This window comes from Pseudomonas sp. ZL2 (assembly GCF_054788455.1).
Map to the genome: position 1 here is coordinate 52,386 of NZ_JBGOGX010000051.1, position 15,314 is coordinate 67,699.

The 15,314-nt window shown below is 64.3% G+C and carries 11 protein-coding genes; 2 read left to right on the forward strand and 9 right to left on the reverse strand.

Annotated features, from left to right (window positions below; translation table 11 throughout):
* Positions 1 to 4: 4 nt before the first annotated feature.
* From ABM562_RS23650 to ABM562_RS23670, 5 genes are all read right to left on the reverse strand, one after another.
* Positions 5 to 1,081, reverse strand: coding sequence for an acyl-CoA dehydrogenase family protein (locus tag ABM562_RS23650; protein ID WP_115088033.1), 1,077 nt, complete (start codon positions 1,079 to 1,081; stop codon positions 5 to 7).
* A 10-nt stretch (positions 1,082 to 1,091) separates the two neighbouring features.
* Positions 1,092 to 2,216, reverse strand: a complete 1,125-nt coding sequence (locus tag ABM562_RS23655; RefSeq protein ID WP_115088032.1) for an FAD-dependent oxidoreductase — start codon at positions 2,214 to 2,216, stop codon at positions 1,092 to 1,094.
* Positions 2,213 to 4,159, reverse strand: a complete 1,947-nt coding sequence (gene asnB, locus ABM562_RS23660) for an asparagine synthase (glutamine-hydrolyzing) (protein ID WP_115088031.1) — start codon at positions 4,157 to 4,159, stop codon at positions 2,213 to 2,215. The genes ABM562_RS23655 and asnB overlap by 4 nt, the downstream gene beginning before the upstream one ends.
* 86 nt (positions 4,160 to 4,245) lie before the next feature.
* Positions 4,246 to 5,028: an enoyl-CoA hydratase-related protein gene (locus ABM562_RS23665; RefSeq protein ID WP_115088030.1), complete on the reverse strand. Its 783-nt coding sequence runs from the start codon at positions 5,026 to 5,028 to the stop codon at positions 4,246 to 4,248.
* Positions 5,029 to 5,031: 3 nt separating this feature from the next.
* Complete coding sequence (locus ABM562_RS23670) at positions 5,032 to 6,219, reverse strand: hydroxymethylglutaryl-CoA synthase (RefSeq protein ID WP_429506361.1); 1,188 nt, start codon at positions 6,217 to 6,219, stop codon at positions 5,032 to 5,034.
* 674 nt (positions 6,220 to 6,893) lie between these two features.
* On the opposite strand from ABM562_RS23670, the gene ABM562_RS23675 reads away from it, so the two are divergent.
* Positions 6,894 to 7,808: a LysR family transcriptional regulator gene (locus ABM562_RS23675; protein ID WP_115088028.1), complete on the forward strand. Its 915-nt coding sequence runs from the start codon at positions 6,894 to 6,896 to the stop codon at positions 7,806 to 7,808.
* Between the two features lie 17 nt (positions 7,809 to 7,825).
* Here the strand turns inward: ABM562_RS23675 and ABM562_RS23680 are convergent, their stop codons facing one another.
* From ABM562_RS23680 to ABM562_RS23695, 4 genes are all read right to left on the reverse strand, one after another.
* The gene (locus ABM562_RS23680) at positions 7,826 to 9,199 is read right to left on the reverse strand and encodes a TolC family outer membrane protein (protein WP_233673984.1); all 1,374 of its coding nucleotides are present in this window, start codon (positions 9,197 to 9,199) and stop codon (positions 7,826 to 7,828) included.
* A gap of 107 nt (positions 9,200 to 9,306) precedes the next feature.
* Positions 9,307 to 12,387: a MexW/MexI family multidrug efflux RND transporter permease subunit gene (locus tag ABM562_RS23685; protein ID WP_115088026.1), complete on the reverse strand. Its 3,081-nt coding sequence runs from the start codon at positions 12,385 to 12,387 to the stop codon at positions 9,307 to 9,309.
* Positions 12,388 to 12,432: 45 nt separating this feature from the next.
* Positions 12,433 to 13,548 (reverse strand): efflux RND transporter periplasmic adaptor subunit, encoded by a 1,116-nt coding sequence (locus ABM562_RS23690; RefSeq protein WP_115088025.1) that lies wholly within the window; start codon positions 13,546 to 13,548, stop codon positions 12,433 to 12,435.
* Positions 13,545 to 14,201 carry a DsbA family oxidoreductase gene (locus ABM562_RS23695; RefSeq protein WP_115088024.1) on the reverse strand — a complete coding sequence of 219 codons (657 nt, stop codon included), beginning with the start codon at positions 14,199 to 14,201 and terminating at the stop codon, positions 13,545 to 13,547. The genes ABM562_RS23690 and ABM562_RS23695 overlap by 4 nt, the downstream gene beginning before the upstream one ends.
* 170 nt (positions 14,202 to 14,371) lie before the next feature.
* On the opposite strand from ABM562_RS23695, the gene ABM562_RS23700 reads away from it, so the two are divergent.
* Positions 14,372 to 15,301, forward strand: a complete 930-nt coding sequence (locus tag ABM562_RS23700; RefSeq protein ID WP_258578932.1) for a class I SAM-dependent methyltransferase — start codon at positions 14,372 to 14,374, stop codon at positions 15,299 to 15,301.
* The last annotated feature ends 13 nt before the right edge of the window (positions 15,302 to 15,314 follow it).

Consider the following 15,314-nt stretch of genomic DNA (forward strand, 5'->3'; position numbering starts at 1 on the left):
TCCTTCACAGTTGCCGGGCAATGATTTCCAGCATGATTTCGTGGGTACCGCCGCCGATCGCCAGCAGGCGGGCATCGCGGTGAATGCGTTCGACGCCGTTGGGCGCCATGCAACCGTGGGCGCCCTGCAATTGCACGGCATCGCGGGCGATGGTTTCCAGGGTCTGTACCGCGCTGTTCTTGGCGATTGCCACCTGGTGCGGGCTCAACTGGCCGGCGGCCTGCAAGGTCACGCAGGCCTGCACGTAATGACGGCTGACGCTCAGTTGCGCGTAGTGCTCGCTCAGGCGATGGCGAATCACCGATTTGTCGATCAGGGCCTTGCCGCCGACCTTGCGCTGCCTGCACCAGGCAATGGCTTGCTGCAAGGCGATATCGGCTGAGGTGCTGGCCATTACCGCCAGGTTCAGACGCTCCTGCTGCAGGCTACCCTGCAGCAGACGGCCGACACCGCCGCCCTGGGTCAGGCGTACCACCGGGGTGTTGTCGAAGCTCAGGTCGGCCAGCGGCAGGCAGCGCCAGCCCAGGCATTGGCGCGGCGTATGGCTGATACCGGCGGCCTTGCCGTCGACCAGGAACAAGGCCAGGCCGTCTTCACAGTGGCCGACCAGCAACAGCCAGTCGGCCCGCGCGCCGTTGCAGATGAACGCCTTGTGGCCGCTTAACCGGTAGCCGTCGGCGTGGCGTTCGGCGCGGCAGGTGAGGGCGCGCAGGTCGGAGCCGGCCTGGCTTTCGGTGATCGCCAGGGCGATGCTCTGGCGGCCATCGAGCACCGCCGGGATCAGGTCGGCGGCCAGTTCCGGGGCGCTGGCCTGCAGGGCCTTGAGGCTCACAAGGTGCGAACCCAGGCCCATGGTGATGCCTTGGGCACCGCTGCGGGTCAGTTCCTCGACCAGGATCGCCAGGCGCTGTGGATCGTCCGGCAACACTGCGCTGGTATGGCCCAGGTTGAGCAACCCGGCTTCGCCGGCCAGCTGATTGAGTTGTGGCGGGTAGGCCCCGGACTCTTCCCACTGCGCCACATTGGGGCTGATGTGCTGGCTGACAAAGGCGCGCACGTCGTTGCGATAGGCTTCGCTCATGCTCGTTCCCTCAGAATACGGTGGTATGGGCCAGGTCGTGGAAGCGGTTGACGATCGGCAGGATGCGCGCCGGGGTGACCGCGCTGTCTTCTTCGAAGTAGTACAGGTCGGTCATGTCGCGCATCACTTCCAGCATCACCCGCGAGCGCTCGGCAGCGCGCACTTCGTAGCGCTGCAGGGCGGCATCGAGGCTGTCGTCGCACAGGCCGACCAGGGCCTGGGCGAGCATGAAGCCGTTCTCCAGGCCCAGGGTCAGGCCATAGCCGAGCGTCGGCAGCATGGCGTGGATGCTGTCGCCGAGCATCGCCACCCGGCCGTTGTGCCAGCGCCCGGCGCCGGTCAGGGCCATCATCTTGTGGGTGAGGATCTGCTCGTGCGGGGTCCGCTCGATCATCCGCAGGATGTCCGCGGGCAGGTCGGCGAACAGCTCCAGCAGCCCGTCACGGTCGTGCAACGGCTGGTTGTGGTGCTGGTAAGCGGCGAACCAGTACCGGTACGGCCGGTCGGCGGCCAGCGGGTAGGTGACCACCCGCGAGAAGGCCGAGGTGAAGATCTGGCAGCGGTCGCTGTGCAGCAGCGGCGAGTCGAACTCGACCATGCCGCGGCTGGCCACCAGGCCGGTGTCGTAGGGCTCGAGCCCCGGCTCCAGGCATTGGCGTACGGTCGAGCCGACGCCATCGCTGCCGATCACCAAGTCAAAGTCCTGTTGATGACCATTGCTGAAGTGCACCCGGGCCCGATCGCCGAGGTTCTCGATCCGCTCGCAGCCCATTTCGTAGCGTACCTGCTCGCCACCGAGCTTCTCGCGCAGCAGGCCGAACAGCTCGCTGCGCGGGAACATCACCGCCGGTGCCGGGATCCCCAGCCCGGCCGGACGCACCGGCTGGCTGTGGATCAACTGGCCATCGCGACCATGGGTGTCGAGGTACTCGATGGCTTTGCCGTGCTGCATGAACTCACGATCGTTGAACAGAAAGCGCAACACCTGCACGCCCTGGGGCCAGACGTAGATCCCGGTCCCGGAATCCCGTGGCCCGTGGCTGCGTTCGTAGACCGTGCAGTCCAGGCCGAAGCGCTTGAGCATGAGGGCACAGGCCAGGCCATTGAGGCCCGCGCCAATGATCGCGATCTTCATGCCGCCACCCCTGCATCCAGGGGGTTCCATTGCTGGCTGGTCATGCGGTAGCGACGTTGCAGCAGGCACAGGCTGGTCAGCTCCATCAGCATCGGGTCAAGCAGGCCCTGTTCCTGGGCCGACAGGCTCGGCAGTTGGTTGAGCAGGGCACGCACCTTGGCCGCATCGAAGAACGGCAGGGCGTCCAGGTCGCTGCTGTTGAGGGTGTCCTGGACCAGTTGATACAGGCGTCCTTGCTGCTGCAGGGTGGCCGGCGGCGCGCGGAAGTAGTGCTTCTTGCGCTCGTACAGTGCAGTCGGCAGGTAGGGGCGCATGGCTTCGCGGAAGACGAACTTCTCGGTGGCGCCACGCACCTTCATCCACACTGGCATCTGGCAGGCCAGCTCGACCACGTGGTGGTCCAGCAGCGGTACCCGGCCTTCGATGCTGTTGGCCATCTCCATGCGGTCACCGAGGGTGGTGAGGACGAAGTTGGGCAGGTACGACTTGGCCCACAGGTACATCGAGTTGTGCACCGGATCGCGGCCTTGCAGCTTGCTGTGGTCGAGACGGTCGAAGAACTGGCGGTACGGGTCGATACCGGCGAAGTGATCGCGGAAATCGGCGCGGTACAGGCCTTCCAGGGCTTTGAACCAGCCGGCCTGGTTGTCCAGCCAGGACACGCCGTGCTTGAGCTGATTGACCATCCAGTGGATGTCATGGGGCATGTTGGCGCCGGTGTAGCCCTGTTCGTTGTCCTTGATCCGCTGGCGCAGCAGGCTGATGACTTTCGGGTCCTGCTGCTCGTTGTTGTACAGCAGCATGTCGCGACGAAAATGCGGGTAGCCGGCGAACACTTCATCGGCGCCTTCACCGGTCAGCACGACCTTCATGCCGGCCTTGCGCACTTCGCGGCTGAGGATGTACTTGGCCACGCCGTGGGCGTTGAAGAATGGCGTTTCGTTGTGCCACAGGGCCTGCTCGAAATTGTCCGCCAGGTGGTCCTGGGTGATTTCGATGGTGTGGAAGCGTGCATTGTTGTGCTCGGCAGCCAGGCGCGCGAAGCGGTTCTCGTCGTAGTCGTCCATGTCGGTGAACGACAGGTTGAAGGCATCCAGCGGCTCGCCATGCAGCTTGGTGGCGATCCCGAGCATGGCCGAGGAGTCGATGCCGCCGCTCAGGTAAACGCCCATGGGCACATCGGCACGCAGGCGCAGGCGCACCGATTCCTCGATGGCTTCGCGCACTGCCTGGATCATCCCGGCTTCGTCGGACGGTGCCACTGCGTCGCGGCGGGCAAACTCCATGTCCCAGTAGCGGCCGCTGTGCAAGCCGCCGTGGTCGACCATGATCCAGCAGCCCGGCTGCACACTGCGTACACCCTTGAACAGGGTGTGATCGCGCAGGTAGAAGGCGCGGCTGGCGTAGGCGTTTTCATCCCACTCGGCGCTGACACCGGCCGCCACCAGGGCCTTGATCTCCGAAGCGAAGTACCAGTTGCCCTCATGCTGGGCGTAGAACAGCGGCTTGATCCCCAGGCGGTCACGCACTGCCAGCATCAGGCGGCGCTGACGGTCGAACAGCACCATCGAGAACTCGCCGCGCAGGCGGTTGAGCCCGGCCAGGCCCGAGCGGCGGTACAGGTGCAGGGCGATCTCGCTGTCCGAGGCGGTCTTGAAGGTGGCACCGTCAGCTTCGAGCTCGGCGCGGATGCGTTCGTGGTCGTAGAACTCACCATTGACCACGATCACCAAGTCACCTTCGTCGGCAACGATCGGCTGCATGCCGTTGTCCAGGCCGATGATGCTCAGACGGGTATGGCCGAGCACGGCGTGCTCGCCGGGGTCACGCCAGAGGCTGTGTTCGTCCGGACCGCGGTGATTGATGGCGACCAGGGCATCAAGCACTGCCTGGTCGGGAACATTGTGGCGATTGGACTGATACACACCGATAAAACCACACATGGCAAATTCCTTTTTGAATGAGGTCGGGCGTCGTCATCGGGCGGCGCCGGGTAGCGGGGGCAAACTCACCCGCAACACATCAGGGTTCACTCCACCCAGTCAGGCCGGGTGCGATTGAAAAAAGCGTTGAGTCCGTGCTGGCCTTCTGGCGAAGTGCGCAGGCGGGCGATCAGCCGCAGGTTTTCCGGTTGCTCTTCGAGCAGGCCGTCCTGGCGGCCCAGGCGCAGGAGCATGTGCTTGACCGCGCGGCTGGCCTGGGGGCCGGTCTGCAGCAGCAGTCCCAGCCAACGGTCGCGGCAACTCTCAAGCACCTGCAGCGGCACCTGCTTGTGCACCAGTTGCAGCTGCACCGCGCTGTCGCCGTCGAAAATCTCTGCCGACAGCATGTAGCGCCGCGCCTGGCGCAGGCCCATGGCGCGCACTACGTAGGGGCTGATCATCGCCGGCGCCAGGCCCAGGCGCGCTTCGCTGAAGGAGAATCGCGTCTGTTCGGCTGCCAGCACATAGTCGGCGCAGCACAGCAGGCCCAGGGCACCGCCGAACACCGAACCCTTGGCGACGACGATGACCGGCACCGGGAAGTTGTCCAGTTGCTGCAGGACAGCGGCCAGAAGGCCGGCGTCCTGCAGGTTCTGGGCTTCGCTGAAAGCCAGGCTGCGACGCATCCACTCAAGGTCGGCACCGGTGCAGAAATGCTCGCCGGCGCCGTCCAGCACCAGGGCCCGCAGCCCGGGGCGGCTGGCCAGTTCATCCAGATGCCCGGTCAAGGCCCGCAACAGGCTTTCATTGAGGGCGTTGCCGGCATGGGGACGGTTCAGGGTCAGGCAGGCAACCGTCGGCTGCAGCCAGCTCAGAAGCACTTCGCTCATGGCTTAGCTCGCCATCTGCAGCTGCTGGGCGGTGCTTTCGTACAGACGGCGGTAACCTTCGGCGCCGCAGTAGCGGAAGGCGCCAGTGGTCACGCGCGGGGTGCTGTAGTCGGCGCTGGCCGGCTGGTTGTTGCCGTAGAACCAGTCGCTGTACTGGGCGTGGCTCAGGCGCGTGCGCTGGGCGAGCATGCGCGCATGTTGCTGGCGTCGCGAATGGGCCTGGTAACCCTTGACCACGGTGGCGCTGAAGAACTCGCCGACGCTGCCCGAACCGTAGCTGAACAGGCCGATGTGCTGGCCGCTGAGGTCTTCCTCGGTCTTGTCCAGCAGCGACAGCAGGGCGATGTACAGCGAGGCGGTGTAGCAGTTGCCGATGGCTTTGCCGTATAGCTGGCTGGTGCTGTAGGCCTTGTCGCCGAGGGCCTTGGCGGCTTCCGGCTCGATATTCTCGAACACCGAGAAGGCTTTTTTCGCCATCTTGGTGAACGGCTGGTGGAAGCACAGGTAGCTGATGTCAGTGAGGGCCAGGCCGCCATCGGCACGGTAGTTCTGCCAGGCGTGTTGCAGCGACTCGAGGTAGACATCGATCGACAGTTTGCCGTCCACCAGCGCGGTGCTGCGGTAGTTCGGCCGCCAGAAGTCCATGACGTCCAGGCTGTAGCGGCCCTGGTGCGGATGGATCTCCAGCAGGCGCGGGTTTTCGCTGACGATCATCGCCACGGCGCCGGCGCCCTGGGTGCATTCACCCTCGGAGTTCTGCTCGTAGCGGGCGATGTCGGTGGCGATCACCAGGACTTTTTCCTGTGGGCGCTGGCGGACCAGGGCACAGGCCATCTGCAAGCCGGCAGTGGCGCCGTAGCAGGCCTGCTTGAACTCCACCACCCGGCAGTCGGCACGCAGGCCGAGCAGGCTATGGACGAACAGACCGGCCGATTTCGACTGGTCGATGCCGCTTTCAGTGGCCAGGATCACCGTGGCAATGCTGGCCCGGGTTGCGCTGTCGATCAACGGCAGTGCAGCGTTGGCCGCCAGGGTGACGATGTCTTCGTCAGGGGCGGGGACGGCCATGAATTCCTGGCCAATACCCACCAGGTATTTATTAGGGTCGATATTATGCCGTGCGGCAAGTTCATCGAGTGGAAAGAAGTGCTCCGGTACAAACAGCCCAATATCGTCAATGCCGATTTTCATGTGTATGCCCATTTATTATTCGTTCGAGAAGTTCCAGATACACGCCCGGGTTGTAGTTTTCCGGTGCCGACTTATCCAGTTGCAAGTGGCGGTAGAATTATTGCGGCTGAAGGTTCAATCAGGAAAAGCGAAATATTCAGATAGGATTCATGAGGGGGGTTCATGGGTTGTTGACTGTTGTTTTTTTATGACAGGCAGCCGTTGTTTTACGGCGCTGGTGTCGTATTCATTCAGCTATGCAGGGCTTTGTAACAGGCAGGCTAAAGCCTCGCGCAAGCACGAAGCGAAAAGAACAGGTGAAAGACAAGTATTATTTTATTTTGCCGGTTTGTTCGACAATAACTGTTTATTTAAATAATCAGGCGGCGCCGGGTGGAGGTCGCTTTATTGAATATTTATGCCGGTAGGGGCGGGCGCTGTACACCCGTTGCGCTGTTGCTTTAGTTGTTCGTGCCTGAGTCGCTGAATCCATAGCGTTCTCCCTGAAGGTCGGCGTTTCATCCCTGATTGAACAATCGCTTTGCTATTCAGTTGTCGCATGAAGGCGAAGGCCGGGAAAAGTGAATTAAGTAGCGCTGAACCGGTCACCCGCTTCATGTATCCGCTGCGCCTGTGGTACAAACGCCGGGGTGACGTAGTTGACGTCCCGATGCCGGTCATACAAGGAGGTAGGCATGTTTTCCAAGATCAGTCTCGATCAGTGGCGCGCGTTCGTCTCCACCGTGGAGTGCGGCGGCTTTCAGCAGGCTGGCGAGCACATGTACAAATCCCAGTCGGCGATCAGCCATTCGGTCAATCGCATGGAGATGCTGCTGGGCCAGGAGCTGTTCATCATCGAGGGGCGCAAGGCGGTGCTGACGCCGCTGGGCAAGGCCCTGTTGCCCCAGGCCAAGCACCTGCTGGGGGCGGCGCAGAAGCTCGAGCACCTGGCCAACCAGTATCAGCCGGGACTGTTTACCGAGCATGCGATGGCGGTTGACGTGTTGTTTCCCATCGAATTGCTCCAGCAGGGCTTGCATGAGTTCTCCTCGACCTTCAAGGACCACCGCATCCGTTTGTACGAAACCGCCCTGTCCGGAGCCCGCGAGCTGCTGGAAGACGGCAAGGTCGAATTGGGTATCGCCAGCAGCCTGCCATCCGGTTACCTGCAGGAGTTCCTGCTCAATGTCTCGCTGATCTGCGTGGTGGCCGCCGACCATCCGCTGGCGGCGGTCGAGGGCGAGCTGAGCCTGGATGACATGAAGACTCACCGCCAGGTGGTGATCCGCGATTCGGGTACGCGCAGTTCGCAGAACAGCGGCTGGCTCGGTACCTCGCAGCGCTGGACGGTCAGCAGCCTGGCGGCGGCCAAGACCTTCGTCGAGCGCGGCCTGGGCTTTGCCTGGCTGCCAGAGCACGTAATCGCCGACGAGCTGGCCGACGGCAGCCTGCGCCGAGTGCCGCTGCAGCACCAGCGCGAGCGCGAAGTGCCGATGTACATGGGCTATGCCGAAGAGTTCAAGCACAGCCCGGAGGTGCGGCTGATGGCGCAGATCATTCGTGAGCTGTGCCAGCAGCACAAGGACAGCGCGCAGCGCCTGGTCAGCTGAACCGGCGCCGGCCTGGTTCAGCCCTGGCGGGCCAGGTCGGCGGGCAGGAAATCCTTGTCCGGATCGTAGTCGGGCTTGAGGAACTGGGCCAGGCTCTGCAGGTCGCCGGGGTTGAGGCTGCCGGCCTCAAGCTTGAGGCGCAGGCCATTGAGGATGTAGCCGTAGCGGGCGATGTTGTAGTCGCGCACGGCGTTGTACAGATCCCGCTGGGCATCGAGGATATCGACGATGTTGCGGTTGCCCACCTCGTAACCGGCTTCGGTGGCCTTGAGCGAACCCTGGCTGGAGATGATGGTCTGGCGCCGCGCCCGTACCTGCTCGACATCACTGTTGACCGCACGAAAGGCGTTGCGCGAACGCTCCACCACTTCCCGCTGCAGGCTGGTCTGGTCGTATTCGCTCTGGTCCAGGCGATGGCTGGCCTGGCGCACTCGCGAGCTGGTGCCGCCACCGCTGAAAATCGGCAGCTTGAACTGCACCATCACCGAACTGTCGCGCTGGTTGCCCGCACGCTGGCCAAAGTGGCTGGGGTTGTCCATCAGGTCGCTGTCGCCTTCGGCATAGCCCAGCGCCAGGTTTAGGGTCGGCAGGTGTTCGGCCTTGCTGCTGCGCAGGGTCTGTTCGGCAACCTTCAATTGCGACTGGCTGGCGCGCAGGCGCAGGTTTTGGCTCAGCGCCTGGTCAACCCAGGGCTCGACCTGGTTCGGCACCGGCGCCACCACCGGCAGGCTGTGGCGGATGCCGATCAGCGGCGGCTGCGCCTGCCCGGTCAGGCGCATCAGGGCCTGGTAGGCATCATCGCTGCGGCGCTGGCTGTCGATCAGGTTGGCGTTGGCGCGGTCGAAACTGGCCTGGGCCGAGAGCACGTCGTTCTGGTCGGAGAGGCCGGCATCGAAACTCTGGCGGGTCTGGCGCAACTGGCGCTCGAAGGCGCGCAGTTCGGCCTTGGTCGCGGCCAGGTTGTCCTCGGTCAGCAGGGTGTTGAAGTAGGCCTCGGCGGTGCGCAGGATCAACTGCTGCTGGAATGCCGAGAAATCCAGCTCGGCCTGCTCGCTCTCGGCTTGCGCAGCCTTGAAGGTGAACCAGCGCGAGGCATCGAACAGCGGCTGGTTGAGGGTCAGGCGATAGAGGCTGCCGCTGCGTTCCTCGACATCATGGCGGTCGCTGCGGCGATTGCCGGCGTCAGCTTCCAGGGCCACCTGTGGCAGCAACTCGGCGCGGGCCTGGGGCACGCCCTCCTGGCGCGCCAGGTAGTTCTCCCGGGCGGCGGCCATTTCACTATTGTGTGCCACCACCTGGGTGTACACCGACATCAGGCTGCTGCGGTTAGCCTCTTCGGCCTGGGCCAGCGGCGCCAGGATCAGCAGGGTCAGGATCGACTTTCGAAACATGTGCGGTTCTCTTTTTTTACCAAGCCGGCCCCGCAGCAGCCCTTGGGGGCCACCGGGGAAGGCGGAGGGAAACAGGCGGGCAGGGCGCAGGCCGTGCCCGGTTGAAGTCAGGCCAGGGCGCTCACGTCGGCCAGTTCCTGGTGGCGTGGCGACTGGTTGGCGGCGCGGTGGTCCTTGGCCAGCAAGGAGTACACGGTCGGCAGGATGAACAGGGTGAACAGGGTGCCGATGAGCATCCCGACCACGATCACCAGGCCCAGGCTGAAGCGGCTGTGGGCGCCGGCGCCACTGGCCAGCAGCAGCGGTACCAGGCCGACGACCATGGCCGCGGTGGTCATCAGGATCGGCCGCAGGCGGATCTCTGCGGCGCGTTCGATGGCGCTGCGGCGGTCGAGCTGTTCGGCCTGTTGCAGTTCGTTGGCGAACTCGACCATGAGGATGCCGTGCTTGCTGATCAGGCCGATCAGGGTCACCAGGCCGATCTGCGTGTAGATGTTCACCGTGGCATAGCCCAGGTACAGCGGGATCAGCGCACCGCAGATCGACATCGGCACGCTGATGAGGATCACCAGCGGATCGCGCAGGCTTTCGAACTGCGCGGCCAGCACCAGGTAAATCACCAGGATGGCGAAGATGAAGGTGATCACCAGGGCGCTGCCTTCCTGCACGAACTGGCGGGCGTCGGACAGCCAGTCATGGCTGAAGCCCACCGGCAGGTTGTCGGCCTGGGCGCTGAGGAACTGCACCGCAGCGCCGATGCTCACCCCCGGCGCCGGCACGGCCTGCAGGGTGGCCGAGTTGAGCTGGTTGAACTGGGTCAGCTTGTTGGCCTCGATCGACATGTCGAAACTGACCAGGGTCGACAGCGGGATCTGTGCGCCGTTGGCTGCCTTGACGTATTGCCCGACCAGCATCTCGGCGGACATGCGCTGGTTGCGCAGCACCTGCGGAATCACATCGTAGGAGCGGCCGTTGAGGGCGAAGCGGTTGATGTAGTTCTCGCCCACCAGCACCGCCAGGGCATCGCCGATGGCCTGCATGCTGATGCCCAGGTCGTTGGCCTTGTTGCGGTCGATGGTGATATTGACCAAGGGGCTGTTGAAGTCCAGGTCGCTGTCGACCACGGCAAACAGGCCGCTGGCCATGGCGGCCTGCTTGATCTTCTCCATCGCCTCGAATACCACCCGGTGTTCCTGGGAGCTCTGGATCACCATCTGCACCGGCAGGCCACCGGTGGAGCCTGGCAGCGACGGCAGCTGGAAGGCGAAGATGCTGACACCCTCGATTTCACCGACCGCCTTCTGGATCTCGCCTTGAAGTTCGTCGGCGCTGCGTTCACGCTCTTCCCAGACGCTGAGGTTGGCGCCGCCGAAAGCGGTGCGCGGGCCATCGTTGCCATTGACCACCCAGGTGATGTCGGTTTCCGGAAAGCTGGCGAACAGGCGGTCCATCTTCATGGCATAGACTTCGGTGTAATCGATGTTGGCGTATTGCGGCGCCTTGGCCACGGCCAGCACCTGGGCCTGGTCTTCGACCGGCGCCAGTTCGCGCTGGGCGCCGAGGTACAGGACCGGCAGGCTGATGAACACCGCCGCCGCCACCACCAGGGTCACGCTGCGATGGTGCAGGGAGATGTCCAGCAGGCGCCGGTAGCTATTGCCCAGGCTGTGGAAGAACCGTTCGGCGGCGCGGGCCATCGGCCCTTCGTTGACCTGGCGGCTGAGCAGGAACGAGCTCATCACCGGCGACAGGGTCAGGGCCACCACCCCGGACACCACCACCGCCCCGGCCAGGGTAAAGGCGAACTCCTTGAACAGCGCCCCGGTCAGCCCGCCCATCAGGCCGATCGGTGCATACACCGCCGCCAGGGTCAGGGTCATGGCAATCACCGGCCCGGCGATTTCCCGGGCGCCGACCAGCGCCGCATGCAGCGGCGACTTGCCCGACTCGATATGGCGGTGGACGTTCTCCACCACCACGATCGCATCGTCGACCACCAGGCCGATGGCCAGGACCATGGCCAGCAGGGTCAGCAGGTTGATGCTGAAACCGAACAGGCTCATGATCGCCGCCGCACCGATCAGCGACAGCGGAATGGTCACCAGCGGGATCAGCACGGTGCGCAGCGAACCGAGGAACAGGAAGATCACCACGGCGACGATGATCACCGCTTCGACCAGGGTCTTGAGCACTTCGTCGATCGACGCCTGGATGAAGCGCGCCACCTCGAAGACGATGTTCGCGGTCATGCCCGGCGGCATGTTTTCGCGAACTTGCGGCATCAGGTCCTTGACCCCCTGGACGATGGTCAGCGGGTTGCCGGTAGGGGTCGGGTGCAGGCCGATGAACACGCTCGGTTCACCGTCCATGATGCCGCTGGTGTCAAAGGACGTGGCGCCCAGCTCGGCGGTGCCGATATCGCTGAGGCGGATCAGGGTGTCGCCCTGGGTCTTGACCACCATCTGGCGGAACTGCTCGACGCTGGTCAGGTCGGTGTTGACGTTGATGTTGGCCGAGACGTACTGGCCCTTGGTCTGGCCCGGGGCGGCCTGGAAGTTATTGTTGCGGATCGCTTCGGCGACATCGCTGGCAGAGATGTTGCGCGCCGCCATGCGCGCCGGGTCCAGCCACAGGCGCATGGCCAGTTTCTGCCCGCCGAGGATCTGCGCTTCGGCGACGCCGTCCACCGAGGCGAACAGCGGTTGCACCACCCGCGAGATATAGTCGGTGATGGCCGGCAGGCCGATCTCCTTGCTCGAGAAGCCGACATAGATCACCGCCGTGCCTTCCCCCGAGGACTTGGCAATCACCGAGTCATAGGCGCCTTCGGGCAGGCGGTACTTCACCTGGTTGACCGCGGCCATGATCTCGGTGAGCGCCTTGTTCGAATCGGCGTTGAGCTTGAGGCGGATGCTGATCACGCTCTTGCCCTGGGTCGAGGTCGAACTCAGGTAGTCGACGCCGTCCACCGAGGCGACCGCCTGGGCGATGGGCTGGGTGACGAAGCCCTGCATCAAGGAGGAGCGGGCCCCCGGGTATTCGGTGGTGACGGTGATGGTCGCGCTTTCCAGCTGCGGGTACTGGCGGATCGGCAGGTTCAGCAAGGCCAGCAGGCCGAGCATGACGATCATCGAACAGACGACCAGCGTCAGCACTGGCCGACGGATGAACAGGTCAGTGAATTTCATAGCGGAACAAGTCCCTTTCAAAGGCACGCAAGGCGCAGGTCGGCGTTACAGTTGCTGGGCCACGTCGGGTTTCTTCAGGTCGCTGGCGGCCATGGCATCCTGGGTCAGGCGCACTGGCATGCCGTTGCTCAGGCGGATCTGCCCGGAGACCACCACCCGGTCGTTGGCATTGATCGCATCGAGTACCACCACCCGGTCATTGCGCCGCGCGCCGAGCTTGACGAAGACCTGCTCGACATTCAGCTGGCCGTTGTTCTCGCGCAGGACGAACAGCGAGTTGCCGTAGGCGTTGTAGCTGATCGCGGTTTCCGGAACGCTGAGCACATCGGCCAGGCTCGGCAGCTCGACGCTGACGTTGGCGAACATGCCCGGCTTGAGCAGCAGTTCGGGGTTGTCCAGGGTCGCCTGGACCTGCATCGAACGGGCGCCGGGGTCGATCTGCGGCTCCAGGGTGGTGACCGTGGCCTGGAACGGGCGCTGCGGCCAGGCGTCGACCTTGAGGTTGATCAGTTGCCCGGGTTGCAACTGGGCGGCGGCCTGTTCCGGCAGCGAGAAGTTCACGTACAGGCGCGACAGCTGGGTCAGGGTCACCACGCTGTCGCCGGGGCTGATGTACTGGCCCAGGTCGACCTTGCGGATCCCCAGCACGCCGGCGAACGGCGCGCGGATGGTCTTCTGGTTGATCACCGCCTGGACCCGGGCGATCTCGCCACGGACTTGATCGTAGTTGGCCTGGGCCTGGTCCAGTTGCGACTGGGTCGAGGCCAGCAGCAACACCTTGCGCGTGCGCTCCAGGGCCAGCTTGGCGTTCTTGGCCTGGGCCTGGAGCTTGGCCAGGTCGCCTTGCTCCGGGCCGTCGTTGAGCTTGAGCAGCACCTGGTTGGCGCTGACGGCCTTGCCGGCGGTGAAATTGAGTTCGACGATGCGTCCGCCGACTTCCGGCGATACCTGCACCTGTTGCACCGCGGCCAGGGTGCCGACGCTGGACAGCACCACCGGCATCGGCCCCGACTGCACATTGGCCACGGCCACCGGGGTAGCTGGCGCCGCGGTCGGTGCCGGTGCGCTGGTGTCGCTGACGCCGTTTGGCGACCAGACCATGAAGGCTGCCGCCAATGCCGCGACGGCGCTGCCTGAACCTACCCAGTAGCGCGCTTTCATTGCACCGCTCCTTCTGGCTTGGCCGCCAGTTCCTGACGAATGTTGTTCAGTGACTGGCGCAGTTGCTCAAGCCCCAGGGCGCCTGGGATCAGGTACCGATCGGCAATCACCAGCGACGGCACTGAGCTGATGCCCAGGTGGCGGCCCAGGCGAAGGTCCTGTTCGAGCAGGGCCGGAGCGTCATGCTCGAAGGCGTGCTCGAAGGCCTGCGGGTCAAAGCCGGCTTCGGCGGCAATCGCCAGTACCGTGGCCTTGTCGCCGATGTTGCGGCTTTGCACCAGGTGCGCCAGTTGCAGGCGATCGAACATCTGCTCGTGAGCGGCATTGCCCCCCAGCGCATTGGCGGTCTGGCAGGCGCGGGCGGCGAGCAGGCCGTTGGGGTATTCGAACGGTTGCTGGCGCATGCCTTCGATGTTGATGCGTTTTTCATCCTCGGCGCGGGCGCAGGCTTGCCAGTGGCCGAGGATGGTGTCCTTGGCCTGGGGCATCGAGCCGAAGCGCTCGATCATCGCCTCACGGCTGGTTTGCAGAATGAAACTGCGGTGCTGGATATCCAGGTCGAGTTCGGCTTGCAGCTGCTTGAGCCGCGGGGCGAGGACGAAGCACCAGCCGCAGACGACATCGTGGAAAAATTCGACTTTCAAGGAGGACATGGTAGTGACCCGATAGCAGAGGGGATGGAGGCACTATCCACAGCGGCTGGGGGAGAAAAAAGCGACAAAAGTGCAGCTAATCCTCCCATCCCCTTCATCGATGGCCGAACGGCCTGCCAGCACGGGCCGGGCAAGGTAGAATGGGCGCCTTTAGCCAACTGATTGTGCCCATGACTTCCGTGATCGATACCCTCCAGCAGCACCTGCTCGCCGCCCTTGACCCGGCGCCGGGCGAAACCCGCCGCGTGTTCCATGGCCGCGGGCGCTGCTGGCCGGGGTTGGAGCAGATCACCGTGGACTGGCTGCAGGGTGTGCTGCTGGTGTCGCTGTTTCGCGAGCCGCCCGAAGGCCAGTTGCCGGCGCTGGAGCAGATGCTCCTGGCCCTGGCCGAAGCGCCGTGCTGGAGCGGCCAGGCGATCCTGATCCAGCACCGCTACCTGCCGGACAGCCCCGGCCAATGGTTGCTGGGTACGCCCAGCGAGCACTGGCTGATCGATGAGGACGGCCTGCGTTATCAGCTGGACCTGGGCCTGAAGCAGAACACCGGTTTGTTCCTCGACATGCGATATGGCCGGCGCTGGGTACGCGAGCAGGCGGCGGGCAAGCGCGTGCTCAACCTGTTCGCCTATACCTGCGGGTTTTCGCTGGCGGCGATTGCCGGTGGCGCCGAGCAGGTGGTGAATCTGGACATGGCGCGTTCAGCGCTGAGCCGTGGGCGCGACAACCATCGGCATAACGGCCATGACCTGGGCAAGGTGAGTTTTCTTGGCCATGAGCTGTTCAAGTCGTGGGGCAAGGTGCGCAAGTCAGGGCCCTATGACCTGATCATCATCGACCCGCCGACCTTCCAGAAAGGCAGCTTCGTCCTGACCCAGGATTACCGCAAGATCCTGCGGCGCCTGCCGGAGCTGTTGAACGACGGCGGCACGGTGCTGGCCTGCGTTAACGACCCGGCGATCGGCCCGGACTTTCTCATCGAAGGCATGGCCGCAGAAGCGCCGGGGCTGGCCTTCGTCGAACGCCTGGCCAACCCGCCGGAATTCCCCGACAGCGATCCGGCGGGCGGGCTCAAGGCCCTGGTGTTCAGGGACCTTGTGTAGACGCGGGCTTGCC

Coding starts and splice junctions, on each gene's coding strand:
- ABM562_RS23655 (WP_115088032.1), bottom strand. CDS start 2,216: ATGAAGATCGCGATCATTGGCGCGGGCCTCAATGGCCTGGCCTGTGCC.
- ABM562_RS23650 (WP_115088033.1), bottom strand. CDS start 1,081: ATGAGCGAAGCCTATCGCAACGACGTGCGCGCCTTTGTCAGCCAGCAC.
- ABM562_RS23680 (WP_233673984.1), bottom strand. CDS start 9,199: ATGTTTCGAAAGTCGATCCTGACCCTGCTGATCCTGGCGCCGCTGGCC.
- ABM562_RS23695 (WP_115088024.1), bottom strand. CDS start 14,201: ATGTCCTCCTTGAAAGTCGAATTTTTCCACGATGTCGTCTGCGGCTGG.
- ABM562_RS23685 (WP_115088026.1), bottom strand. CDS start 12,387: ATGAAATTCACTGACCTGTTCATCCGTCGGCCAGTGCTGACGCTGGTC.
- ABM562_RS23675 (WP_115088028.1), top strand. CDS start 6,894: ATGTTTTCCAAGATCAGTCTCGATCAGTGGCGCGCGTTCGTCTCCACC.
- ABM562_RS23670 (WP_429506361.1), bottom strand. CDS start 6,219: ATGAAAATCGGCATTGACGATATTGGGCTGTTTGTACCGGAGCACTTC.
- ABM562_RS23665 (WP_115088030.1), bottom strand. CDS start 5,028: ATGAGCGAAGTGCTTCTGAGCTGGCTGCAGCCGACGGTTGCCTGCCTG.
- ABM562_RS23700 (WP_258578932.1), top strand. CDS start 14,372: ATGACTTCCGTGATCGATACCCTCCAGCAGCACCTGCTCGCCGCCCTT.
- ABM562_RS23690 (WP_115088025.1), bottom strand. CDS start 13,548: ATGAAAGCGCGCTACTGGGTAGGTTCAGGCAGCGCCGTCGCGGCATTG.
- asnB (WP_115088031.1), bottom strand. CDS start 4,159: ATGTGTGGTTTTATCGGTGTGTATCAGTCCAATCGCCACAATGTTCCC.